This window comes from Cryobacterium sp. PAMC25264, from assembly GCF_019443325.1.
Classification (GTDB): Bacteria; Actinomycetota; Actinomycetes; order Actinomycetales; family Microbacteriaceae; genus Cryobacterium.
Genome location: NZ_CP080383.1, coordinates 460,400 through 484,463 on the forward strand (window position 1 = coordinate 460,400; position 24,064 = coordinate 484,463).

The 24,064-nt window shown below is 67.6% G+C and carries 24 protein-coding genes; 15 read left to right on the forward strand and 9 right to left on the reverse strand.

Annotation, left to right across the window (positions count from 1 at the left end; genetic code table 11):
- Positions 1-235: 235 nt before the first annotated feature.
- Genes KY500_RS02075 through KY500_RS02090 form a run of 4 tightly spaced genes read left to right on the forward strand, consistent with a single transcriptional unit; the run spans position 236 to position 4,373 of the window.
- Positions 236-1,441 (forward strand): PotD/PotF family extracellular solute-binding protein, encoded by a 1,206-nt coding sequence (locus tag KY500_RS02075; RefSeq protein ID WP_255579718.1) that lies wholly within the window; start codon positions 236-238, stop codon positions 1,439-1,441.
- Between the two features lie 3 nt (positions 1,442-1,444).
- Positions 1,445-2,647, forward strand: coding sequence for an ABC transporter ATP-binding protein (locus KY500_RS02080; RefSeq protein ID WP_219902144.1), 1,203 nt, complete (start codon positions 1,445-1,447; stop codon positions 2,645-2,647).
- A 2-nt stretch (positions 2,648-2,649) separates the two neighbouring features.
- Positions 2,650-3,567: an ABC transporter permease gene (locus tag KY500_RS02085; protein WP_219902145.1), complete on the forward strand. Its 918-nt coding sequence runs from the start codon at positions 2,650-2,652 to the stop codon at positions 3,565-3,567.
- Positions 3,564-4,373 (forward strand): ABC transporter permease, encoded by an 810-nt coding sequence (locus KY500_RS02090; protein ID WP_255579721.1) that lies wholly within the window; start codon positions 3,564-3,566, stop codon positions 4,371-4,373. Before KY500_RS02085 ends, KY500_RS02090 begins: the two co-directional genes overlap by 4 nt.
- A 174-nt stretch (positions 4,374-4,547) precedes the next feature.
- Here KY500_RS02090 and KY500_RS02095 read toward each other — a convergent pair whose 3' ends face one another.
- Both KY500_RS02095 and gabT read right to left on the reverse strand, forming a co-directional pair.
- On the reverse strand, positions 4,548-5,591 hold the full coding sequence (locus KY500_RS02095) for an asparaginase (protein ID WP_084020682.1): 1,044 nt from the start codon (positions 5,589-5,591) through the stop codon (positions 4,548-4,550).
- A gap of 2 nt (positions 5,592-5,593) precedes the next feature.
- A complete protein-coding gene (gene gabT, locus KY500_RS02100; RefSeq protein ID WP_219902146.1) occupies positions 5,594-6,976 on the reverse strand; it encodes a 4-aminobutyrate--2-oxoglutarate transaminase in 1,383 nt (460 codons plus the stop codon).
- A gap of 90 nt (positions 6,977-7,066) precedes the next feature.
- Here gabT and KY500_RS02105 point away from each other — a divergent pair, with 90 nt between their 5' ends.
- Entirely contained in the window at positions 7,067-7,555 is a 489-nt protein-coding gene (locus KY500_RS02105) for an OsmC family protein (RefSeq protein WP_219902147.1), read from the forward strand.
- A 235-nt stretch (positions 7,556-7,790) separates the two neighbouring features.
- Here the strand turns inward: KY500_RS02105 and KY500_RS02110 are convergent, their stop codons facing one another.
- Positions 7,791-9,134, reverse strand: coding sequence for an aminotransferase class III-fold pyridoxal phosphate-dependent enzyme (locus tag KY500_RS02110; protein ID WP_219902148.1), 1,344 nt, complete (start codon positions 9,132-9,134; stop codon positions 7,791-7,793).
- Positions 9,135-9,261: 127 nt separating this feature from the next.
- Here KY500_RS02110 and KY500_RS02115 point away from each other — a divergent pair, with 127 nt between their 5' ends.
- The 4 genes from KY500_RS02115 (at position 9,262) to KY500_RS02130 (ending at position 11,923) form a co-directional block, all read left to right on the forward strand.
- Positions 9,262-9,741 (forward strand): hypothetical protein, encoded by a 480-nt coding sequence (locus KY500_RS02115; protein ID WP_219902149.1) that lies wholly within the window; start codon positions 9,262-9,264, stop codon positions 9,739-9,741.
- Positions 9,742-9,831: 90 nt separating this feature from the next.
- Positions 9,832-10,371, forward strand: coding sequence for a hypothetical protein (locus tag KY500_RS02120; RefSeq protein WP_219902150.1), 540 nt, complete (start codon positions 9,832-9,834; stop codon positions 10,369-10,371).
- 108 nt (positions 10,372-10,479) lie between these two features.
- Positions 10,480-11,235: a hypothetical protein gene (locus tag KY500_RS02125; protein WP_219902151.1), complete on the forward strand. Its 756-nt coding sequence runs from the start codon at positions 10,480-10,482 to the stop codon at positions 11,233-11,235.
- A gap of 22 nt (positions 11,236-11,257) precedes the next feature.
- Complete coding sequence (locus tag KY500_RS02130) at positions 11,258-11,923, forward strand: YigZ family protein (RefSeq protein WP_219902152.1); 666 nt, start codon at positions 11,258-11,260, stop codon at positions 11,921-11,923.
- 93 nt (positions 11,924-12,016) lie between these two features.
- Here KY500_RS02130 and KY500_RS02135 read toward each other — a convergent pair whose 3' ends face one another.
- Positions 12,017-12,700, reverse strand: coding sequence for a 1-acyl-sn-glycerol-3-phosphate acyltransferase (locus tag KY500_RS02135; RefSeq protein WP_084021364.1), 684 nt, complete (start codon positions 12,698-12,700; stop codon positions 12,017-12,019).
- A 214-nt stretch (positions 12,701-12,914) separates the two neighbouring features.
- Here KY500_RS02135 and KY500_RS02140 point away from each other — a divergent pair, with 214 nt between their 5' ends.
- The gene (locus KY500_RS02140; RefSeq protein ID WP_219902153.1) at positions 12,915-14,003 is read left to right on the forward strand and encodes a 1-deoxy-D-xylulose-5-phosphate reductoisomerase; all 1,089 of its coding nucleotides are present in this window, start codon (positions 12,915-12,917) and stop codon (positions 14,001-14,003) included.
- A 10-nt stretch (positions 14,004-14,013) separates the two neighbouring features.
- Here KY500_RS02140 and KY500_RS02145 read toward each other — a convergent pair whose 3' ends face one another.
- The 4 genes from KY500_RS02145 to KY500_RS02160 all read right to left on the reverse strand — a co-directional run bounded on the left by KY500_RS02145 (position 14,014) and on the right by KY500_RS02160 (position 16,893).
- Complete coding sequence (locus KY500_RS02145; RefSeq protein ID WP_219902154.1) at positions 14,014-14,457, reverse strand: hypothetical protein; 444 nt, start codon at positions 14,455-14,457, stop codon at positions 14,014-14,016.
- Positions 14,454-14,930 carry an NAD-binding protein gene (locus KY500_RS02150; RefSeq protein WP_219902155.1) on the reverse strand — a complete coding sequence of 159 codons (477 nt, stop codon included), beginning with the start codon at positions 14,928-14,930 and terminating at the stop codon, positions 14,454-14,456. The genes KY500_RS02145 and KY500_RS02150 overlap by 4 nt, the downstream gene beginning before the upstream one ends.
- An 86-nt stretch (positions 14,931-15,016) precedes the next feature.
- Positions 15,017-15,508, reverse strand: a complete 492-nt coding sequence (locus KY500_RS02155; protein WP_219902156.1) for a hypothetical protein — start codon at positions 15,506-15,508, stop codon at positions 15,017-15,019.
- On the reverse strand, positions 15,505-16,893 hold the full coding sequence (locus tag KY500_RS02160; protein WP_219902157.1) for a serine/threonine-protein kinase: 1,389 nt from the start codon (positions 16,891-16,893) through the stop codon (positions 15,505-15,507). The genes KY500_RS02155 and KY500_RS02160 overlap by 4 nt, the downstream gene beginning before the upstream one ends.
- 58 nt (positions 16,894-16,951) lie before the next feature.
- On the opposite strand from KY500_RS02160, the gene KY500_RS02165 reads away from it, so the two are divergent.
- The 3 genes from KY500_RS02165 (at position 16,952) to KY500_RS02175 (ending at position 21,475) form a co-directional block, all read left to right on the forward strand.
- Positions 16,952-18,322, forward strand: coding sequence for an RIP metalloprotease (locus tag KY500_RS02165; RefSeq protein WP_219902158.1), 1,371 nt, complete (start codon positions 16,952-16,954; stop codon positions 18,320-18,322).
- Positions 18,323-18,404: 82 nt separating this feature from the next.
- Positions 18,405-19,565 (forward strand): flavodoxin-dependent (E)-4-hydroxy-3-methylbut-2-enyl-diphosphate synthase, encoded by a 1,161-nt coding sequence (gene ispG / locus KY500_RS02170; protein ID WP_181445866.1) that lies wholly within the window; start codon positions 18,405-18,407, stop codon positions 19,563-19,565.
- Positions 19,566-19,705: 140 nt separating this feature from the next.
- Positions 19,706-21,475 carry a proline--tRNA ligase gene (locus tag KY500_RS02175; RefSeq protein ID WP_370626921.1) on the forward strand — a complete coding sequence of 590 codons (1,770 nt, stop codon included), beginning with the start codon at positions 19,706-19,708 and terminating at the stop codon, positions 21,473-21,475.
- A 245-nt stretch (positions 21,476-21,720) separates the two neighbouring features.
- Here the strand turns inward: KY500_RS02175 and KY500_RS02180 are convergent, their stop codons facing one another.
- Positions 21,721-22,554 carry a DUF1206 domain-containing protein gene (locus tag KY500_RS02180; RefSeq protein ID WP_219902160.1) on the reverse strand — a complete coding sequence of 278 codons (834 nt, stop codon included), beginning with the start codon at positions 22,552-22,554 and terminating at the stop codon, positions 21,721-21,723.
- 163 nt (positions 22,555-22,717) lie between these two features.
- Here KY500_RS02180 and nusA point away from each other — a divergent pair, with 163 nt between their 5' ends.
- Together nusA and KY500_RS02190 are read left to right on the forward strand one after the other, a co-directional pair.
- Positions 22,718-23,728, forward strand: coding sequence for a transcription termination factor NusA (gene nusA, locus KY500_RS02185; protein WP_066593852.1), 1,011 nt, complete (start codon positions 22,718-22,720; stop codon positions 23,726-23,728).
- 8 nt (positions 23,729-23,736) lie between these two features.
- A complete protein-coding gene (locus KY500_RS02190) occupies positions 23,737-23,994 on the forward strand; it encodes a YlxR family protein (protein ID WP_219902161.1) in 258 nt (85 codons plus the stop codon).
- Positions 23,995-24,064 lie beyond the last annotated feature (70 nt).

The window sequence follows — 24,064 nt, forward strand, 5'->3', positions numbered from 1 at the left end:
GAGAGGCGCACGCCCGTGGCCACAGCATACTGGTGCGGCTCCGACGGGGTCGGATGCGTTTTCGAACGTGTTCCGGGCATCCGACCGACGGTATCCGCTGAAATCGCGTCGAATGTTAACGTTTTAGGCATTTTATGGCGCGTCTTGTTCCGACTGTGACAGTATCGGTCCACTCGTCACCCCGTGGACCACCCCTCGATGGAGCGGCCGCTGAAGAATGCAAGGAGACCGCCCCATGCCCCTGCCCGCAGACCCGATGATCCGTCAACTCGTGCAGCAGGCCCAGCGTGCCCAGATGGGGCGCCGTGCTCTCTTGGCCGGTGCGGGTGCCGGTGCGGCCGCCCTGGCGCTCGCCGCCTGTTCCACCGGCAGTGCGGCCAAGCCCACCGCGGCCACCGACAAGTCGGCGAGCGAGAAGACCCTGCGCTGGGACAACTGGGCGCTCTACATCGACGTGGACGACGCCGGCAACTACCCCACCCTGGAGGCGTTCATGGCGGAGACCGGCATCACGGTGAACTACACCGAGGCCGTCGACGACAACAACACCTACTACGGCAAGGTGAAGGACCAGCTGGCCCTGGGCAAGGACATCGGCGCCGACACTGTCTGCCTCACCGACTGGATGGTCGGCCGGCTCGCCCGGTTCGGCTACCTGCAGGAACTCGACCACGCCAACATCCCCAACCTGGCCAACCTGCTGCCCAACCTGAAGGACGTCGACTTCGACCCGGGCCGGGAACTGTCGGTGCCGTGGCAGGGCGGCTTCGCCGGTATCTGTTGGAACAAGGAGAAGTTCCCCGACGGCATCACGTCCGTCGAACAGCTGTGGAGCACCCCCGAACTCAAGGGTCGCGTCGGCGTGCTCTCCGAGATGCGCGACACCATGGGCCTGATCATGCTCGACGCGGGCGTCGACATCTCCGGCGACTGGGGCGACGACGACTTCACCGCCGCGATCGAGGTACTCAAGAAGCAGGTCAGCGACGGCCAGGTGCGCAACATCAAGGGCAACTCCTACAAGGAAGACCTCGTCAACGGCGACAGCCTCGCCGCCATCGTGTGGTCGGGCGACATCGTGCAGCTGAACGCCGAGAACGGCGACAAGTGGGGGTTCGTGGTGCCCGACAAGGGCGGCACCATCTGGAACGACAACTTCGTCGTGCCGATCGGGTCCGCGCACAAGGCCAACGCCGAAGCGCTGATCAACTACTACTACGACCCTGCCGTGGCCGCCGAGGTGGCCGCGTACGTCAACTTCATCACCCCGGTGGCCGGCGCCAAGGAGGCGGCCATGGAGATCGACCCCGAACTGGCCGACAACCCGTTGATCTTCCCCGACGACGCCACCCTCGCCAAGGCCAAGGTGTTCCGCACCCTCACCGGCGCCGAAGAACAGACCTACGGGGCAGAGTTCCAGAGCATCCTGCTGGGGGCCTGACGCGTGGCCACCGGAGCGTTCGCCGACCGCGGCGCCGACCTCGAACTCGTCGGCATCCAGAAACGGTTCCCCGGCTTCACCGCCATCGAACACCTCGACCTGGTCATCCCGGCCGGTTCGTTCTTCGCCCTGCTCGGCCCCTCCGGCTGCGGCAAGACCACCACCCTGCGGCTCGTGGCGGGGCTGGAAGACCCCACCGGCGGGCGCATCCTGATCGGCGGCCAGGACGTCACCGGGCAGAAGGCCTACCAGCGCCCGGTGAACACGGTGTTCCAAAGCTACGCGCTGTTCCCGCACATGACCGTGCTCGAGAACGTGGCGTTCGGCCTGCGCCGGCGCAAGATCGCGGATGCCGTGGCCAAGGCCCACGAGGCGCTGCGGCTCGTGGAACTCGACCACCTGGCCGCCCGCAAACCCGTGCAGCTCTCCGGCGGGCAGCAGCAGCGGGTGGCCCTGGCCCGCGCGATCGTGAACCGGCCGGCGCTCTTGTTGCTCGACGAACCGCTCGGGGCGCTCGACCTCAAGCTCCGCCGCCAGATGCAGCTGGAGCTCAAGACCATCCAGGAGGAGGTTGGCCTCACCTTCCTGCACGTCACCCACGACCAGGAGGAGGCCATGACCATGGCCGACACCATTGCGGTGATGAACAAGGGCCGCATTGAGCAGATGGGCACCCCCGAGCTGCTCTACGAACTGCCGCGCACGGCCTTCGTGGCCAACTTCCTCGGCCAGTCCAACCTCTTCACCGGGGCCGTGGTGGGGGAGACCAGCACCTCGATAGCAGTCGACGTGGCCGGGCGCAGCATCGTGGTGCCCAAGGCCCGCTCGCACCGCCACGCCGGTGATGTCACCGTGGGCGTACGGCCCGAAAAGATCACCCTGCACCGGCAGAAGCCGGAGCCGGACTCCGCCCACAACGTGATCGGCCCCGGCCGGGTGACGGATGTGTCGTTCACCGGAGTGAGCACCCAGTACCTCGTGACGGTGCCGGGTGTGGGCACCATCATCGTGTTCGAACAGAACCGCTCCTTCGGCCCCGTCGAGGGAGAGGGCGACGAGGTCTGGATGACCTGGAACGTTGAACACGGCTTCGGCCTGGACGACGACCCGGCAGGGCCGGACCCCAAGTTCGTCGCCGACACCACCACCAAGAGCATCGCGGCCCAGCGTCGGGCCGCCCTCGTCACGGAGCTCGAGGAGGCCTAGGAATGGCCTTCGCCGCGTTCTCCAGCACGGCGGCACCGCCCGCCGATGCGCCGCCGCGCCGCCGCAGCAAGGTGGCACTGCTCCTGCTGCTGCCCGGAATCCTCTACCTGGTGCTGTTCTTCCTGGCCCCCCTGGTGTCGCTGATCCTCACGTCCCTGCAGGCGCCAAGCGAGTTCGGTGACATCGGAATGTACAGCTACGCGTTCCGATGGGAGAACTACGTGGCGGTGATCGAGCAGTACTGGCCGCACATCCTGCGCTCGTTCGGCTACGCCATCGTCGCCACGGTACTGGCGCTGGCGTTCAGCTACCCGCTGGCATACTTCATCGGGGTCACGGCCCGCAAATGGCCTCTACTGCAGAGCCTGATGCTGGTGCTCGTGATCGCACCGTTCTTCATCAGCTTCCTGCTGCGCACCCTGGCCTGGAAGCAGATCCTCTCCGACGAGTCGTTCCTCGTGACATCACTCAAGGCGGTGTCGCTGCTGGCGCCGGATGCGCACCTCACCGGCACGGCGTTCTCGGTGATCTTCGGGCTGACCTACAACTTCATCCCGTTCATGACCCTGCCGCTCTACACCACCCTGGAACGGCTGGACCTGCGCTACCTTGAGGCAGGCAACGACCTGTACGCCAGCGGGTTCCACACCTTCCGCACCGTCACCATCCCGCTGTCGATGCCCGGCATCGTGGCCGGCACGCTGCTCACCTTCATTCCCGCTGCCGGCGACTACATCAACGCCAGCCGTGACTTCCTCGGCGGGGCGGATACCCAGATGATCGGCAATGTGATCGAGGCGAACTTCCTCGTGCTGTTGAATTACCCGGCGGCCGCCGCTCTCTCGATCATCCTGATGACCGTGATCCTCGTGATCGTGGGCGTCTACGTGAAGAGAAGCGGAACGGAGGAACTGCTGTGAGCCGACTCTCGCTGGGCAAGTGGCTGCTGCCGGTCTATTCGACGCTTGCGCTGATCTTCCTGATGATCCCGATCGTCTACACCTTCGTCTTCTCGTTCAATGACTCGCTCAAGTCCAACATCACCTGGCGCGGCTTCACCTTCGACAAGTGGCTCAACGTCTGCGCGGTGCAGAACGGTGCGGTCTGCGAGGCCTTCGGCAACAGCCTGATCATCGGGGTGGTGGCCACCGTGATCGCCACGACGCTGGGCACCATGATCGCGATCGCCCTGGTGCGCTACCGGTTCAGGTTCCGGGCCGGCACCAGCCTGCTCTTGTTCCTGCCGATGGCGACACCCGAGGTGGTGCTTGGCGCCGGTCTGGCCGCGCAGTTCCTGTCGCTGGGGGTGCCCAAGGACATGCTCACGATCATCCTGGCGCACACGATGTTCTGCATCAGCTTCGTCGTGGTGACCGTGAAGGCCCGCGTTGCCGGACTCGACCCGGCGCTGGAGGAGGCCGGGCGCGACCTGTACGGCTCGCCCGCCCAGGTGTTCGCCCGGATCACCTTCCCGCTGCTACTGCCCGGCATCCTGGCAGCCGCGCTGCTGTCGTTCGCGCTGAGCTTCGACGATTTCATCATCACGAACTTCAACTCGGGGGCGGTGACCACGTTCCCCAAGTACATCTACATCTCGGCGTCACGCGGTATCCCCGCCGAGGCGAATGTGATCGCGTCGGCCGTGTTCATCCTGGCCCTGGTGATCGTGGTGACCGCGCAGGTTTCCGCGGCCGCCCGGGCCAAACGCCAGGCCCGCCAGGGCTGACGCGTGAAAGTGAGCCGGTCGTTGGTCGAGCCTGTCGAGACTACGGCCATCTCGCCGGTCGAGCTTGTCGAGACCACGTGAGACGACCGTACTGCGCGGAGCGCGTCAGCGAGGCCGGGTCACCGAATCTCGACAAGCTCGATCAGCGGTGGGCTCGATCAGCGTTGGGGTCGGTCAGACGTAGCTGGCGCGGATCTGCCCGATGGGCTGGCCGCCGCCGAAGACCGCGAGCTTCAGCTCGGGGATGATGGCGTCTACCTCGGAACGCGGCACCGCGCCGGCATCCGCCAGCAGGCTCAGCGCCACGATGGTGGCCGCGCGCAGGTTGCCGTCCAGGATCTTCAGCGCCACGGTCATGCCGTTGTCGGCCGAGGCCACCATGATGCCCTCTGCGCCGCCCTTGACGAACAGGCCCAGACGCTCGATCGCGATCGAGTCCGGCAGCCCTGGGCCGGCGATGACCCAGCCGTTCTCACGCACGGCCTCGGCCAGGAAGCCGGCCTCACGGTAGATGGCGAAGGGCGAGGTCGACTTGGACGTGGCGATGCGGGCGATGCCGCGGGCCAGCGCCGTGAGGGACAGCGCGTGCACGGGGGCACCGCAACCGTCGACGCCCGAGGCGGTCGGACGTTCGCCGGTGAAGCGCTCAACGACGTCGAGAATGCGCTTCTGCAGCGGATGCTCCGGGTCGAGGTACCCCACGATCGGCCAGTGGTTCTGCACGCAGGCCACGAGCATCGCCGCGTGCTTGCCCGAGCAGTCGGAGTAAATCGGGGCGGGACCGGCGCCCTGGCGCACGAGGCCGTCCCTGGTGGCGGAGTCTCCCGGCCAGGTGGGCGTGCAGCCGAGGTCGGCCTCGGAGAGACCGGCGCGGGCGAGCAGCCCACGCACCAGGTCGGTGTGCTTCTGGGTGCCGGAGTGGCTGGACGTCGCGATCGCGGCATCCTCCCCGCGCAGCACGACACCGCTGGCCATGACCGCGATGGCCTGGAACGGCTTCATCGACGAGCGCGGGAACACCGGCGCGTTCACATCTCCGAGCGCGCGCAGCACGGCGCCGTCACTGCCGAGCAGTACGGCCGCGCCGGCGTGCCGGGATTCGATGAAACCGGACCGTTCGACGACGGCGAGCTCCACCGAGTCGATCACCTCGATGGTTCCCGCGCTGCCGGAAGGGCCGGCCGCACCGAATGCGGCGGAACTCGTGGTGCTCGTCACGGCTACAGTGTCGCCATCGCGTCGTCGATGACCGACAGTGCGTCGGCCAGCAGGGCATCCGTGACCGCCAGGCTGGGCAGGAACCGCAGCACGTTGCCGTAGGTGCCCGCGGTGAGCAGCAGCACACCGTGCTGAGCCGCGTAGGCGGCGATCGCCGTGACGGCGGCGGCGTTGGGCGCCTTGGTCGTCGTCTGGGTGCCGGGCTGCACGAGCTCGATGGCGATCATGGCACCGCGGCCGCGGATGTCGCCGATGATGTCGTGCTTGTCGGCCAGTGCGGTCAGACCGGCGCGGAGGGTCTTCTCGATGCGCTGGCCCTCGGCCAGGAGATTGTTGCGCTCGATCGCGTCGAACACGGCGATCGCGGCGGCGCACGCGACGGGGTTGCCGCCGAAGGTACCGCCGAGCCCACCGGGCTGGGATGCGTCGAGGATCTCGGCGCGGCCGGTCACGGCGGCCAGCGGCATACCGCCGGCGATGCCCTTGGCCACGAGCACCAGGTCGGGCTCCCACCCGAAGTGCTCACTGGCGAAGTAGGCGCCGGTGCGGGCCATGCCGCTCTGGATCTCGTCGGCGATCATCACGACGCCGTTGGCGGTGCACCATTCCTGCAGCAGCGGCAGGTAGCCCTCGGCCGGAACCATGAAGCCGCCCTCGCCCTGGATGGGTTCGACAACGAGGCAGGCCAGGTCGCTGGCGCCGATGACCTTCTCGAGGTACGCGATGGTGCGGGCCGCGGCCTGCTCACCGGTGAGGCCGTCGTGGTACGGGTAGGAATTGGGGGCGTGGTACACGTCGCTGGCGAGCGGGCCGTAGCCGGTGGCGTAGGGCGCCGCCTTGTAGTTCATCGCCATGGTGAGCACGGTGCGGCCGTGGTACGCGTGGTCGAGCACGGCTACCGCGCGGCGGCCGGTGTACTTGCGGGCGATCTTCACGCCGTTCTCCACGGCCTCAGCGCCGGAGTTGATCAGCACGCTCTTCTTGGCGAAGCTGCCGGGAGTGTGGGCGGCGAGCAGTTCGGCGACGCGCACGTATTCCTCGTACGGGGTGATGGTGAACAGGGTGTGCACGAAATCACCCAGCTGGTCGGTCGCGGCGGCGACGACGCTGGTCTCGGAGTGCCCGACGGTGGTCACACCGATGCCGGCGCCGAGGTCGATGAACTGGTTGTCGTCGAGGTCGACGACGATGGCGCCGCTGGCTTTCTTGATGTACACGGGCAGGGCGGAGCTGACGCCGGTGGACACCGCAGCCAGACGTCGCTGGTGCATCTCCGTGGAACGCGGACCCGGGATCGCGGTGACGATCTTGCGTTCCTGGCTCACCGAATACACGGGAGCCGAGGTGGAGGAGGAGGCAGCGGAGTCAGTCAACGTGTCAGTCATGATGAGGCCAGTTTACCGGCCGGTTCCCCCGCGGCCACGATGATTCCCTGCGAGAATTGACAGTGACGCGTTTATCCCGAAGGAGTCACCATGATCGGTGCACATCACTACGCCGTGCAGACCCAGTGGACCGGCAACCGGGGGACCGGCACCAGCAGCTACCGCGCCTATGGCCGGGAGCACACCCTCACCTCCGCCGGCAAGGAGCCGATCGCCGGTTCGGCCGATCGCACCTTCCACGGCAACGCCGACCGGTGGAACCCCGAGGAGCTGCTCCTGGCCGCCCTCAGCCAGTGCCACATGCTGTCCTACCTGCACGTGGCCGTGAACCACGGGGTGATCGTGGTCGACTACTCCGACGATGCGATCGGCACCATGGCGCAGACGGCGGATGGTGGCGGTCACTTCACCGCCGCAACCCTGCGTCCCCGGGTCACCATCGCAGACCCGGACCAGGCCGAACTCGCCCAGTCCCTGCACGCCGAGGCGGCCAAGGCCTGTTTCATCGCGGCGTCGGTCAATTTTCCGGTGGGACACGAAGCGGTTACCATCGTGGCCGCACCGGCCTCGGTGCTCTAGGCCGCGTAACCCGGTCTGCGGTCGGTTCCCCTCTAGTCGGTCGAGCTTGTCGACTTGGTGAGGTGTGTCGTGAACGTGTCGGCTCGCGGGATCTACTTCGACAAGCTCAGCACAAGTCGACACGATCAGCGTGTGGGTCGTGTCCGTCTCGTCGGTCGAGCGTGTCGAGACCTGGTGAGCTTGTCGAAGTAGAGCCGGTGACCCGTTTTCGACAAGCTCAACCAGCGAACTGACCCTACTTCTGGGCGGCCTGGAACAGTGTGAAGGCCTCTTCCAGAACCGAGGCGGCGTCGTCGATGAGGGCTTCGGAGATGACCACAGACGGCATGATCCGCAGCACGGAGTCCCAGCTGCCGGCATCCAGTGCGATGACGCCGTTGGTGGTGGCGTGCTTGAGCACGAACGACAGCGCCTCGGGGAACGGCTTCTTGGTGCCGGGGTGTACGAGCTCCACGCCGAACATGGCGCCCTTGCCGCGCACGTCGCCGACGATGTCGAATTTGTCGGCCCAGTCGCCGATGCGGGCCCAGAGGGCCTTCTCCACGCGCTGCGCTTCGCCCAGCAGGTTGTCGCGCTCGATGATGTCGAACACCGCCAGCGCCGCCGCGGTCGAGACCGGGTTGCCGCCGAAGGTGCCGCCGATGCCGCCGGGCTGCACAGCATCCATGATCTCGGCGCGGCCGGTGACGGCGGCCAGCGGGAAACCGCCGGCGATGCCCTTGGCCGTGGTGACCAGGTCGGGCACCACACCGTGGTGCTCGATGCCGTACCAGGCGCCGGTGCGGGCGATGCCGGCCTGGATCTCGTCGGAGACGAAGACGATGCCGTTCTCGGTGCAGAATTCGCTGAGCCGCTTGAAGTAGCCGGGGGCGGGGATGACGATGCCGCCGTCGCCCTGGATCGGCTCGACGAAGAAGGCCGCGATCTCCGACGCCCCGATGTGCGTCTGGATGTAGTCAATGGTCTTGTCGGCCGCTTCCTCGCCGGACAGGCCGTCCTGGTACGGGTAGCTGGTGGGCACGCTGTAGATCTCACCGGGGAACGGGCCCATGCCCACGCGCTCCGGCCACGGGCGGTAGGTCATCGCCATGGTGAGGTTGGTGCGGCCGTGGAAGGCGTGGTCCAGGCTCACGATGGCGCGGCGGCCGGTGTACTTGCGGGCGATCTTCACCGCGTTCTCCACGGCTTCGGCTCCCGTGTTGACCAGGATCGAGTGCTTCTCGAAGTCACCGGGGGTGATCTCGGCGAGCTTCTCGGCCACGCGCACGTAGTTCTCGTACGGGGTGACGGTGAAGAGCGTGTGGGTGAGCTTGCCTGCCTGCGCGGCGGCGGCGGCGGCCACCTCGGGGTGGGCGTGGCCGATGGTGGTCACGCCGATGCCGCAACCCAGGTCGATGATCTGGTTGCCGTCGACGTCCACGAGGATCGCTCCCGCGCCGTGGTCCATGTAGATGTTCGCGAGGGTGCCTGCGCCGGCAGACACGGCGCGAACGCGTCGTTCCTGCAGCGCGATTGACCGTGGGCCCGGGAGGGCGGTGACGAGCTTGCGCTCCTGGCTGACCGAGAAGGAAGAAGACATGGCTCCAGCTTACGGATGTCGGCTGGGGGCTCGCCCCGACCGGCTGCACGGATGACCGGCTGCCGCGAAGCGGTGGGGCATGATTGCCGATACTGTGTCCTTGATGCGCACGTCCTGAGGGGGCCCAGTGAGTAGACAGTCCATCATTCTTGCGTCGGTGGCGGTGGTCGGAGCTCTGACGCTGTCCGGTTGCACCGCGAGCGCCGAAGCGGCTCCGACCGAAACGACGGCATCCGCGGAGCCGACCGAATCGACGGCATCTGCTGGATCGACGACCGACGCGATGACCTGCACCGGTTTCAACGACGTCATGACGATCATCGTCAATGCCGACGCGGGTCTCTCCCAGGGTCGGATGGCCGAACAGGAGCAGCAGGGCTGGTACCGGCTCGCCACCCGCGTTCTGGATGGTGTGCCCACCCGCGGGGAGGGCGCGGTCAGTGACGTGACCACCGCGATGAAGGACCTCGCGCCACGGGTCGCCCTTGGAGCGATGGGAACCACCGGAATCGGCTCCGCCGAGTGGGATCTCGCCCGCGACGAACTGTCGGCCGCGTGCAGCGAGGCCGGCACTGAAATGGCCGTCGAAGGGTTCACCGGGGGGTGACCGTGAGCCGGCGCGTGTGCAGTGCCGGCGAGATCACTCGTTGTGCTGCGAGCAGCCTGTCCACGTTCCGTGTGGTGCTATGACTAGCTCATGACCATTGTGGAGGCCCAAGCCGACGTTCGACGGATCTATCGGGGCGGGTACAGCGGCCCTCTCGTCTCCGCGATCGTCTGGGCGGCGGCCAATGCCGTCTACTTCGTTATGTCGCCCGGCGCGGCCATGATGGCTCTCTTCTTCGGAGGCATGCTGATCTTTCCGCTCTCCGCGGTGATACTCCGGTTGACGACCGGCGCAGGGATGCTTCCCACAGGGCATCCGTCGACGGCGCTGGCGATGCAATCGGCGTTCACGGTACCCCTTGGACTCCTGGTGGCGATAGCCCTCGGGTCCTATGCGCCAGTGCTCTTCTTCCCGGCGTCCCTGATCATCGTTGGCGCTCACTACTTGGTGTTCATGACGCTGTACGGCATGAAGGTGTTCGCGGTGCTTGGCGGAGCTCTCGTCGTGTTGGGAACCCTTGGCATCTTCGTCATTCCCGAGATCGGCGCGATCAGCGGCTGGATCGGCGCGATCGTGTTCGCGGTCTTCATTCCTGTGCTGTATCGCACCGGCGTGGATCGACGGGTGTAGGGACTCCTGACGCCGACGCAGCACGGTCGCCGGAACTCCGGCGGGGATGAGACATGGCAGGGTGGGGCAATGGGGATTCGACGTGGTGGGGGACTGGCGGGAACTATCGTGGCGGCGGTGGTGATCTTGAGCGGATGTGCCGGGTCGGCGCCAGAGGCGAAGCCGAGCCCGACGCACACCACGCCGCCGCGTATCGAGGATCTGCTGACACCGAGCCCGACGCACACCACGCCGCCGCGTATCGAGGATCTGCTGACACCGAGCCCGACACCGACCGCCACAGCGCCGGCCACCGCGGAGCCGGTGGCACAGACCGTCGACGCCGGTGTTGTGTCCGAGGGTACCTCCGCGTCGGCCTCCGGGAACGGGCCCTCGAACGTCGCCTATCAGCGTCAGGGAGAATTCGCGGTTGTCATGAATGTCGACTGCTCGGCCTGTACCGGCACCACGACCGTGACGGAACCGGGACGCATGTCACCCTTCGGGGAAATGGCGGCGCCAATGAACGGCTCGTTCCTGAAAGACGTCTTCAAGAACGACCCCGTCAACCAGACGCTCATCGTGCTCGCCGACGGGCCGTGGACTGTGACGCTGCAGAGCTGGAATGACATCCCCTCGGTCTCCGGCGCACAGTCGGGTGTCGGGCCTGCAGTGCTGTTCCTCTCCGACGACATGCCCCGCCTCACGGTCGATTACGCACCCGCCGCTACCGAGGACTCGTTTTCCGGACGGGTGTTCACGACCTCCGACTCGCCCAAGTTGTTCGGTAACACCGAAGCGTTCTCCGAGGTGTACGACGTGGACCTGCCGGGAGTCATGGCGATCCAGACCAACGGCACCTGGACGGTGACGCCGACACCGTAGCCGGGTGCGCCAGACTGGGCTCATGCCCGATCTCACGTTGCGCGGTGGCATCGGCAGCCGGGTCTCGGCCGAGATCGACGTCAAACGATCCAGATTCCTCTGCCGTGTGGTGCGCGTCGACACCGAGGATGCCGCGCGCGCCGCGATCGACGCCGCGCGCGTCGAACACTGGGGCGCGCGCCACCACTGCTCGGCGTTCGTGGTCGGACCGAGCGGCACTCCCGATCAGGTGCTCCGGTCCAACGACGACGGTGAACCGTCGGGAACGGCGGGCCGGCCCATGCTGGAAGCCCTCTCGGGTCGCGGGCTCGTCGACTGCGTCACCGTCGTCACCCGCTATTTCGGCGGCACACTCCTCGGCGCCGGCGGTCTCGTGCGGGCCTATTCCGAGGCCGTTCTCACCACGATCGACCTAGCCGAGTCCCGGGGGCTGCTCGTAGCGCGCGAGCGTCGTGAACTGTTCACGCTCGCACTCTCCCATGCGGACGCCGGTCGTATCGAGGCCGAATTGCGCCAGCGTGGGGTGCTCGTCCTGGGCACGACCTACGGAGAGAATGCCCTGCTCAGTATTGCCGGCGACGACGCCGAGAGGCTGGGCACTATCGTGGCCCAGGTCACCGCCGGAGCGGGGGAGCTGGAGGCCATCGGAGACGAATGGGTCGACGTGGAGCGCGAGTCACACCCCTGAGGTCAGGTCACAAAATCAGGATGACGGAACTTTAGAGGGACGAAATCTCGGATTCCGTCCTTTCTTGCGCACTAAGTCCTTCTAAACGTGCGGCTAGCGCAGTTCGCGCCACCAGATGGCGCGCTTGACGCGCTGCACGACCGTGGTCGGCGGCGACTCGTTGTAGCTGTGCGCCAGTTCCTGCCCGGTCAAACCGTGGATCGCGGCCATGATGTCGTCGGTGGCCTTGCGGCGGGCCCGGCCGGAGTCGGCGGTGCCGTGCACGCTCACGTCGATCGGCTCGCCGAACTTCACGCTGATGCGGCGGATGCGCGGCATCTTCGAGCCCACCGGCATGATCTCCTGCGTGCCGATCAGTCCGACGGGCACGACCACGGCACCGGTGGTGAGGGCCAGCCACGCCACGCCGGTGCGGCCGCGGTAGAGCCGGCCGTCGAGGGAGCGGGTGCCCTCCGGGTAGATCGCGAAAGCGCCATCCACGTCGAGCACCTCCTTGCCGGCGTCGAGGGCCACCTGGGCTGCCTGGCCCGCGCCACGTTCCACGCCGATGGCGCCGATCGAGGTGAAGAACTGGCGTGACACCCAGCCCTTGAAGCCGGTGCCGGTGAAATAGGTGGACTTGGCCAGGAACTGCACCCGGCGCGGCGCGGTGAGCGGGATGACGATGCTGTCGATGAACGACAGGTGGTTGCTGGCCAGGATCACCCGGCCCTCGCGTGGAATGTTCTCCTTGCCGGTGATGCGGGGCCGGAAGACCAGGCGCGCGATGGGCGCCATGATGCCGTAGCCGAGGAAGTAGACGAACCCGGGCCGCTTGGGCTTGGCGTGCAGCGGGGCGATCTCGTCGGAGGCCGGCACCTGTTCGACGGGGGCATCCGGCGCGGTTTCGGGCTCGGATGCTGGGTCGTGCTTTGCTCCGGTCACTCAACGACCCTACAGCGCGGGTCAGTCGCGGCCCGGCATATGTGAGCGGTGCGCCTAGCATGGGCTCGTGCAGCGAATCATCATTCTCGGGTCCACGGGCTCGATCGGAACCCAGGCGCTCGACGTCATCAAGGCCAATCCCACCCGGTTCGAGGTGGTCGGTCTGTCGGCCGGCAGCAACCGGGAGCTTCTGGCCGAACAGGCCGCGGAGTTCAACGTGGACGACACCGCGGTGGGCGCCGCCGAGGCTGAACAGCTGGTGCGGGATGTCGACGCCGACGTCGTGCTCAACGGCATCACCGGATCGGTGGGGCTGGGCCCGACTCTTGCCGCGCTGACGGCCGGCCGCACGCTGGCGTTGGCGAACAAGGAATCACTCATCGTCGGCGGCGACCTGGTCAAGGCGCTCGCCGCGCCCGGCCAGATCGTGCCGGTCGACTCCGAACACTCCGCCATCGCGCAGGCCCTGCGTTCCGGCACCGCCGACGAGGTTCGCCGCCTGGTGCTCACGGCCTCCGGCGGACCGTTCCGAGGCCGCTCCCGGGCCGAAATGGCGAACGTGACCCCGCGGGAAGCCCTCGCCCACCCCACCTGGGACATGGGCCTGGTCATCACTACCAACTCGGCGACCCTGGTGAACAAAGGTCTCGAGATCATCGAGGCCCACCTGCTCTTCGACGTGCCCTACGACCGGATCGACGTCGTCGTGCACCCGCAGTCGCTCATCCACTCGATGGTCGAGTTCATCGACGGCTCTACCATCGCCCAGGCGTCGCCGCCGAACATGCGCCTGCCCATCTCGCTGGGCCTGGACTGGCCGAACCGGGTGGCCGCGGTGGGTGTGCCGATCGACTGGACCACGCCGCACACCTGGACCTTCGAGCCGCTCGACGACACCGCCTTCCCCGCGGTGGAGCTGGCCAAGCAGGTCGGCCGGGCCCGCGGCACCTACCCGGCGGTGTTCAACGCGTCGAACGAGCAGGCCGTGCTGGCCTTCCACGCTGGACGGATCGGCTACCTCGACATCGTCGACACCGTGCAGCGCGTCGTGGAGGCCCACGAGACCCAGGGCGAGCTGACCCTGGAATCGCTCGCGGAGGCCGAGCGGTGGGCCCGCGCCTCCGCCGACACCATCATCGACGCCATCAGCCGCTGAGCGAGCCCGGCTACCGAGTGCGGTAGCTCTCCGCCACGGTGACCAGCGCCTCGTCCCAGGGCGTGGCGTGGATGCCGAGATCCCGCTCGGTCTCGGCTGAATCGATCACGTACGGCACCAGGAACTGATAGCTGGAGTGATAGACCTCACGCATCAGCGGGCTCACAGCGCCGAGCGAGCGCAGCACCCACTGTGGGTACCCGGCGACCGTTCCGTGCGTGCCGTAGCGCGCGTTGAGTTGGGCGGCGATATCGGTACGGCTGTATGCCCCGCTCGGTACATGCCAGACGCGTCCCCACGAGCCCGTGTAATCGGCCGCGGCGATCATCGTGGCGGCGATATCCGGGATGAAGCTCCAGCTGTGCACGAGGTCTGGCCGGCCGACGCCCCTGGCGGTCTTCGAGGCCAGCACGGCGCTGAAGAACGCCTTGCCCAGATGGGCTGTACCACTCACCCTGCGCCGAAGTAGTCGCTCGCGCGCACCTCGACGGCCCGGATTTCGCCCCGGTCGTGCGCGTCGAGCACCCGGCGCCAGCCGTCCCGGCGGATCACGCCCTTGGTCTCGGTCGTGGTCTCCGGGGAGTGCTCGGTCATTGCTCCGGTGGGCGAGCCGTAGGGGTAGAGGTTGCCCATCACCACGAGGTTCGCGCCCGATACGGATGCCGCGGCGATGGCGGCTGCGAACACCGGCGGCCAGCGCCGGGCCCAGTCGGGGTATGGCGGGTTGGTGCAGAGGAAAATTGTCTGTGCGCGCTCGGCTGCCAGGCAGAGGGCCACCGGATCGGAGGCGTCGAGGGAGCGTGCCGTGGCCCCGGCGAGGGGGGTGGCGGAGCGGGTGGCGACAGTGACGCCATCGCCACGGGCCACCAATTGGCGAGCCAACTCGCTGCCGATCCAACCGGCTCCGACGACAAGGTGCTGGGGCATGAGAATCCTCCTGGCTGTGGGGTCGGACGTGCGGGGTACGGACCACGAACAGGTGCTGAGGACTGTTTAGCAGGTGCAGGCGCTTTCTAGTCGCACTTGCCCTTCTTCTCGCACGCACCGGTCTGGGTTTTGTCCTTGCCGGAGTCGCCCGATTTGTCCGGGCCCTTCGGCTTCTCCGGCGCGGCCGGCGGATCCTCGTCTGTGCTCACGGGCTCGGGTGCGGTGGTCTCGACCGGGGAGGTCTCGACGGGGGTACTCGCGGCGATAGACGATGCAAGGTCGGCCGCGACAAGGCCGATTGCGGTCTGGATCTCAGCGGCCCGCGCCGCCGTGACGGTGTCGTCGGCCGAGGCTTCGGCCAGGCTCTCGCGCAGAGTGTCGAGGGCGGTCTGCGCCGAGGTGTAGTCGCCAGCGGCGGCGGCCGTGCTGACGGCCAAAACGCCGCTCTGCAACTCGCTCGCGGCGTCGGCGTGCAGTGCCGTCGTCGCCCCGGCGCAACCGGCCAGCATGCCGCAGGCCAGGCCGACGCCGGCCAGCGCAACGACGAGTCTGGGGAGGAACTTTCGGGTGGCGCTCATGGGGTCACGCTCTCTTGGAGCTGCTGCAGGTGGGTGCCGAGGTCGCCGTCGACAGCGGGGTAAGCGGGCGGTTCGGGTGCCGGGTCGCCCGGCTGCACCAGGAAGACCAGGGCGAAAACCGCGGCTAACGCCACCACGGCGCCGATGATCACCAGGAGGGGGCGGCGCGCGGCGCTGGGGAGCAGAGCGCGCGGTTCGGGTCGGGTTCGGCGCGCCGGAGCTGCGCCCTTCGGCCGGTGGTCGGCTGCGGGCGGCGTCAGGCGGACCGTCACCGCACCGGTGTCGGCTGCGCCGGCTGCGAGGAGCACCCGGGTGGCCTCGTCGCCCGCGGGCAGGCGCCGGGTCTGCGCATCCGCCGCCTCGGTGGGCTGCAGCAGCTCCGTGGCCGCATCCGTCGCGGTATCGTTCGCCGCATCACTCGGTGCCGGAATCCACGAGGACTCGCCGGCCTCGAACGTGCCCTGCGGCACCAGGTCCCGCAGCCGCACCGCGGCATCCGCCGACGTGAGGCGGTCACCGGGCTCGCGGGAAGTCATGCCGGTCAGGACGTCGTGCCAGGCGGCGCCGAGCTCGGCGGGGATCTCGGGTTGACGCTGCAACCGGGCCATGGCCGACTCGATGGCCGTGCCCGGGTAGCTGCGCACACCGGTGACGGCCTCGAGCAGCACCAGGCCGAGCGAGTACACATCGCTGGGCGGCCCGATCGGGTGGCCCATCGCCTGCTCCGGGCTGAGGTAACCGGCGGTACCCAGCACGGCTCCGGTGCTGGTGAGGCGGGTGGCGTCGATGAGCCGGGCGATGCCGAAGTCGGCCAGCTTGGCGTGCGAGACGCGGCCGGGAAAGTCGGACGGGGCCAGGAGCACGTTGGCGGGCTTGATGTCGCGGTGGATGATGCCCCTGGCGTGCACATAGTGCAGCGCCTCGGCCAGGTCGGCGCCCATCCGGGCGACCTCTGCCGCGGGGAGCTTGCCATCGGCGATGCGGCTGCGCAGGTCGAAGCCGTCGACGTACTCCATGACGATGAACGACCGGGTGACACCGTCGAGCTGTTCGGTGCCCGCGTCGAACAGGGTGACCAACGCGAAATGGTTGAGACTGGCCAGCACCATCACCTCGCCGCTCTGCCGTTGCGGGCCCGAGCCATCAGCGGTGTCCATCCGGAACAGCTTGACCGCTACGGTACGGCCGAGGGAGACGTCGGTGGCCTGATAGACCGTGGCCATGCCGCCGGTGCCGATCAGCCTGTCGAGGGTGAACCTGTCCGCCAGGGTCAGCCCGATCAGGCTGTCGGATCGTGACTCATCACGAAGCGGCTCGGTCGGTGCAGACAGGGAAGGCCTCCAAGAGGGCGGGGAGCAGCGGATACTGAGCAATTCTTGACGCATGGGCCGGTGCCAGTCAACGACCAGCCGCCTTGCAGCTAGAAAAGGCTAATGTACGGATGTGGAAACCGTGCTGTTGTACATCTTGGGCGTAGCCGTGGTCGTCGTGGGCCTCGCGCTCTCCATCGGCCTGCACGAGATCGGGCACCTGGTGCCGGCCAAGCTGTTCGGGGTCAAGGTCACCCAGTACATGATCGGGTTCGGCCCCACCATGTGGTCGAAGAAGAAGGGCGAGACCGAGTACGGCGTCAAGGCCATCCCTCTCGGCGGCTATATCTCGATGATCGGCATGTTCCCGCCCGCCAAGGACGGTTCAGCGCGCAACAACAGCACCGGCTTCTTCAACCAGCTGGTGCAGGAGGGTGAACCGGCCCCCGCCGCCCGCAGCAGCATGGCCGCTGAGGCCCGGCAGGCCAGCGCCGACACCATCGGCGAGGGCGAGGATCACCGCGCCTTCTACCGCCTCCCGGTCTACAAGCGTGTCATCATCATGCTCGGTGGGCCCACGATGAACCTGCTCATCGCCGTGGTGCTCTTCGCGGTGCTGCTGATGGGCTTCGGCACCACCCAGGCCAGCACCACCGTGGGCAGCGTCAGCGCCTGCGTGCTGCCGGCCACCAGCGACCGGCAGACCTGCGCGGAGGGCGACGAAGCCGCTCCGGGCGCCGCGGCCGGCCTCAAGCCCGGCGACCGACTGGTGAGCATCGACGGCACCGCGATCACCAGCTGGGACCAGTCCACCGCGATCATCCGCGAGTCCTCCGGTACACCGCTGCAGGTGGTCGTCGAACGCGACAGCGCCCAGCAGACCCTCTCGATCACCCCCAAGCTCACCGAACGCTACGTGACGGATGCCGACGGCAACGTCGTCACCGACGCCAGCGGCGCCCAGGAAACCACCGAGGTCGGCTTCGTCGGCATCGGCCCGGCCGGCGAACTCGTGCCGCAGCCGGCAACCGCGGTGCTGCCCGCCGTCGGCGAGAACATCTCCGGCGTCTTCCACATGATCCTCAACCTGCCGCAGCGCCTGATCGACGTGGCCAACGCCGCGTTCGGCCCGGGGGAGCGCGACCCGAACGGCCCGATCAGCGTGGTGGGCGTCGGCCGGGTCGCCGGTGAGATCGCCAGCGTCGACACGATCCCGCTCGCCAGCAAGACCGCAAGCCTGATCGGGCTGCTCGCGTCGCTGAACATCGCCCTGTTCGTCTTCAACCTGGTGCCGCTCATGCCGCTGGACGGCGGCCACGTCGCCGGAGCGCTCTGGGAGGGCATCCGCCGGTGGTTCGCGAAGCTGTTCAAGCGCCGCGACCCCGGGCCCGTCGACACGGCCAAGCTGATGCCCCTGACCCTGGCGGTTGCCGTGGTGCTCGGCGGTATGACGCTGTTGCTGGTCTACGCCGACATCGTCAAGCCGATCAACCTGTTCGGCTGAGAGGTCGCGACACCAACCTGCGCCCATCGCGTTTGCGGGTGAGGTTCAGCTTCGACGCACAACCGGCGCGTAAGCTACATCCGTGGCCGCAATAAACCTGGGTATGCCCAAAGTCCCCGAAATCCTCGCACCCCGACGCAAGTCCCGCCAGATCAAGGTCGGCAAGGTCCTCGTCGGCGGTGACGCTCGCGTCAGCGTGCAGTCGATGACAACGACACCGACGACGAATATCAACGCGACGCTGCAGCAGATCGCCGAGCTCACCGCCTCCGGCTGTGACATCGTGCGGGTCGCGGTGCCCAGCCGCGATGATGCCGAGGCGCTGCCGATCATCGCCAAGAAGAGTCAGATCCCCGTGATCGCCGACATCCACTTCCAGCCAAGCTACGTGTACCAGGCCATCGACGCCGGGTGTGCGGCCGTGCGGGTGAACCCGGGCAACATCCGCAAGTTCGACGACCAGGTGGGCAAGATCGCTGCCGCGGCCAAGGCCGCCGGCGTCTCCATCCGCATCGGCGTCAACGCCGGTTCCCTCGAGCCCAGCCTGCTGCAGAAGTACGGCAAGGCCACCCCGGAGGCGCTCGTCGAGAGCGCCGTCTGGGAAGCCAGCCTGTTCGAGGAGCACGACTTCCACGACTTCAAGATCTCGGTCAAGCACAACGACCCCGTGATCATGGTCAAGGCCTACCGGCTGCTCGCCGAACGCGGCGACTGGCCGCTGCACCTTGGCGTGACCGAGGCCGGCCCGTCCTTCCAGGGCACCATCAAGAGCGCCACGGCGTTCGGTATCCTGCTCGGCGAGGGCATCGGCGACACCATCCGGGTGTCCCTCTCCGCCCCGCCCGCCGAGGAGATCAAGGTGGGCCTGCAGATCCTGCAGTCGCTCAACCTGCGTGAGCGCAAGCTCGAGATCGTCTCCTGCCCCAGCTGCGGCCGGGCCCAGGTGGATGTCTACAAGCTCGCCAACGACGTCACCGACGGCCTCGAGGGCATGACCGTGCCGCTCCGCGTCGCGGTGATGGGCTGTGTCGTCAACGGACCTGGCGAGGCCCGCGACGCCGACCTCGGTGTGGCCTCCGGCAACGGCAAGGGCCAGATCTTCGTGCGCGGCGAGGTCATCAAGACCGTGCCGGAGTCCGAGATCGTGGCGACCCTGATCGAGGAGGCCAACCGTATGGCCGCCGAGATGCCGCCCAGCGAAGACTCCCTCGGCGCCCCCGTCGTGACGGTCGGCTCCCGCTAAGCCAACTCTTCCCGCAACGGACAAATGGTCCCGGCACGCCGGGTGCATTTGTCCGCATGGGCACCAGTTGTCGCGGCGGTGAGCTGACAGCGCCGACGGGCGACGTGCTCGCGCCGTAAAGTAGGTGCGTGCCTATTCGTATGTCGAACTACTTTCTCCGTACCCTCCGCGAAGACCCCTCTGATGCCGAGGTCACCAGCCACCGCCTGCTTGTGCGGGCCGGCTACATCCGTCGTCAGGCGCCGGGTATCTTCGCCTGGCTGCCGCTGGGCCTGAAGGTCAAGGCGAAGATCGAGACCATCATCCGCGAGGAGATGGCCGCGGCAGGCGCGTTCGAGGTGCACTTCCCGGCCCTGCTGCCGCGCGAGCCCTACGAGGTCACCGGTCGCTGGGACGAGTACGGCGACGGCCTGTTCCGCCTTCAGGACCGCAAGGGCAGCGACCTGCTGCTGGCTCCCACCCACGAAGAGGTCTTCACCCTCATGGTGAAGGACCTCTACAACAGCTACAAGGACCTGCCCCTGTCGATCTTCCAGATCCAGGACAAGTACCGCGACGAGGCCCGCTCCCGCGGTGGCCTGCTGCGCGGCCGCGAGTTCACCATGAAGGACGCCTACTCCTTCGACCACACGGATGCCGGCCTCGACGTGAGCTACCAGGCCCAGCGCGACGCTTACGAGCGCATCTTCACCCGCCTGGGCCTCGAGTACGTCGTCGTGCAGGCGGATGCCGGCGCCATGGGCGGCTCCAAGAGCGAAGAGTTCCTGCACCCCACTCCGGTCGGCGAAGACACCTTCGTGCGCTCGGCCGGCGGCTACGCGGCCAACGTCGAGGCGTTCCGCACCCTGGCTCCCGCTGCGATCGACTTCACCGGGTTCCCGGCCGCCGAGGTGCACGACACCCCGGACACCCCCACCATCCAGACCCTGGTGGACAGCGCCAACGCCAACCACCCGCGCCCCGACGGGCGTGACTGGACCGCGGCGGACACGCTCAAGAACGTCGTCCTCGCGCTCGTGCAGCTCGACGGCAGCCGCGAGATCGTCGTGATCGGCGTGCCCGGCGACCGTGAGGTCGACCTCAAGCGCGTCGAGGTCGCCTTCGCCCCCGCCGAGGTGGAGGCCGCCAACGACGGTGACTTCGCCAAGCTCGACAAGATTCCCGGCCGCCCGGGCCTGGTGAAGGGCTACATCGGCCCGTGGGCCGCGACCGGCGCGATGCTGGGCGCCGAATCGGCGACCGGCATCCGTTACCTGGTCGACCCGCGAGTGGTCGACGGCACCGAGTGGATCACCGGCGCCAACGAGGCCGGCCGCCACGTCTTCGGCCTCGTCGCCGGCCGTGACTTCACGGCCGACGGCACCGTCGAAGCCGCAGAGGTGCGCGCCGGTGACCCCGCCCCCGACGGCTCCGGCCCGGTAGAGCTGGCTCGCGGCATGGAGATCGGGCACGTGTTCCAGCTCGGCCGCAAGTACGCCGAGGCGCTGGGCCTCAAGGTTCTCGACGAGAACGGCAAGCTCGTCACCGTCACGATGGGCTCCTACGGCATCGGCGTCACCCGAGCCCTCGCCGTGATCGCCGAGCTCAATAACGACGCCAAGGGCTTGATCTGGCCCGAGGCCGTGGCCCCGTTCGACGTGCACGTGATCGCCACGGGCCGCGACGAGGTGGTCTTCACGACCAGCGAGGCCGTGACCGCGATGCTCGAGGCCTCCGGCCGCGACGTGCTCTACGACGACCGCCGCAAGGTGTCACCTGGCGTCAAGTTCGGTGACGCAGAGCTCATCGGCATCCCCACCATCGTGATCGTGGGCCGTGGCGCGGCCGACGGCATCGTGGAGCTGTGGGACCGCCGCTCTGGAGAGCGCACGCAGGTGGCCGTCACCGAGCTGGCCGGCCACTTCGCCTGACCGTCGGCCCGCTGGTCGAGCTAGTCGAGACCTCTCACGGGGTCTCGACAAGCTCGACCAGCGTTCTTGTCGCGTCCGGTAGGGACGTCACGGGGCCTCGGGGATGCTCACCCTGGTTGGTCGAGCTTGTCGAGTCCTGGTGGCGTGCGTGTGTGTCGCGCCCCGGTCGTTGGTCGAGCTTGTCGAGACTTCTCACGGGGTCTCAGCAAGCTCGACCGGCGTGTTGGTCGCGCTTCGAAGCCGATCTAGAGGCGGGCGAACCGGGCCCGGAACAGGCAGTACACGCCGTAGGCGATGAGGCCGAGGCCCACCAACACCAGGATGACGGTGCCGAAAGGCAACTCGGCGAGCGAATGCAGCGCGCCGTCCAACCCGGTGGACTGGCTCGGGTCGACCGTGAAGCCCGCCACGATCACCAGGATGCCCACCACACCCACGGCGATACCCTTGGCCACGTATCCGGCAACGCCCAGACCCACCGTGACCCGGCCGACGGTGCCTGAGGGCACCGCGAGGTCCTCGGTGAACTTCTTGACCACACCCTTATAGACGAAGTAGCCGCCGATCGCGAGCACCGCGAGGCCAGCGATCACCAGCAGGACGGGCCCGCCGGGCAGAGCGAGCACGGATGCGCTGGCCGACGAGGTGCTCTCCGACGAGTTGGCCGAGCCGTTGAGCGCCACTGTGAGGGCCGTGCCGGCCACGAACAGGTAGGCGACACCCTTGCCGATCTCCTTGAGGCGGTGCGCCCAGACCTTCTTGGGGTCGTTGCCGGGCACCAGGAACGCCTGCAGCACCTGCCACAGGCCCAGCGCCGCCAGCCCCACCACGATGGTCCACAGCACGAACACGCCGCCGGGGGACTGCGCGACCTGGCCGAGCGCGCCCGACTGGTCGGCGCTGCCACCGCCCGCGCCCACGGCGAGACTGATTGCGATGGCCCCGATCAGGCCGTGCAGGAGGCCGTTGACGGCGTAACCGACCCTGGCCAGGGTTTTGAGATGTGGGTTGTTGCCGGCCTGTTGGGCGGCCCGGCCGGCTGACTCTGCGCCGGACTTCGCGGAAGAACGAGTATTCATCGGGTTATCTTAACGACGGATCGGCGTCGTGGACAGAAGCAAGCTGGCGAGTCCCGCCGGAAGCCCCGGGTGCGGGTGACGGGTGTGCCCGGAGTCCGGTACCGTAGGGAGAAGCCCGCTGCGCGGTTTCGCGGCGGCAAGATCTGAATAGAGGAGGCCGGCCATGGACATCGACCTCAGCGTGTTGCGGCTGATGGAGCGCGAGAAAGAGATTCCCTTCGAGGAACTCGTGCAGATCATCGAGCAAGCAATTTTGACGGCCTACCTCAAGCACACCCACCAGGGTGAGCCACTGAAGCAGGCTGCGGAAGAAGAACCCGGAGCTCGCGTCGTCCTCGACCGCAAGTCCGGTCACGTCGACATTTACATTCCTGAGCACGACGAAGAGGGCAACATCATCGGCGAAGCCGTTGACAACCCTGACGACTTCGGTCGCATTGCCGCATTCGCGGCCAAGCAGGTCATCAACCAGCGTCTGCGCGACATCGCGGATGACGCGGTGCTGGGCGAATTCAAGGGCCGCGAAGGCGAGATCGTCGCGGGCATCATCCAGCAGGGCCCCAACCCCCGCATGATCCACGTCGACCTCGGCACGATCGAAGCGATCCTGCCGCCCGAGGAGCAGGTGCCCGGCGAAAGCTACGTGCACGGTTCGCGCATCCGGGTGTATGTCACGGCCGTCGGCCGCGGCATGAAGGGCCCGCAGATCACCGTGTCGCGAACGCACCCGTCGCTCGTGCGTCGGCTGTTCGCCCTCGAGGTTCCCGAGATCGCCAGTGGCGTCGTGGAGATCGTGTCGCTGGCCCGCGAAGCCGGCCACCGCACCAAGATCGCCGTGCGCGCCACCGAACCCGGCGTGAACGCCAAGGGTGCCTGCATCGGCGAGCTCGGCCAGCGCGTGCGTGCGGTGACCGCTGAGCTCAACAATGAGAAGATCGACATCGTCGACTACTCGCCCGACCTGGCCACCTTCGTGGCCAGCGCACTGTCGCCGGCCAAGGTCACCAGCGCCTATGTCATCGACGAGTCGATCAAGGCCGTTCGGGCCCTCGTGCCCGATTACCAGCTGTCGCTCGCGATCGGCAAGGAGGGCCAGAACGCCCGCCTCGCCGCCAAGCTGACCGGCGCAAAAATCGACATCCAGCCGGACAGCATTCTGGAGGATGACGAATAGGGGGTACGATGGAACCCGTTAGAACGTGCATTGGATGCCGTTCGCGCGCCTCACGCTCCTCACTTCTGAGGGTCGTCGCCCAGAATTCGCTCCTGGTGGTCGATAAGACCGCCACCCTGCCTGGGCGCGGTGCGTGGATTCATCCCACCATCGCGTGCTTTCAGGAGGCCGTCAAGCGGCGCGCTTTCGGGCGTGCCCTGCGTGTGAGCAGTCCCCTGGACGCAAAACAACTAGAGAACAGGCTGACTTGGCTAATGGATAACTAATGAGCGGCTCGAAATGAGAACCGTCCGTTACTAACGGTCTGCCCCTTTCCGGGTGCAGGCCCGGAACAGG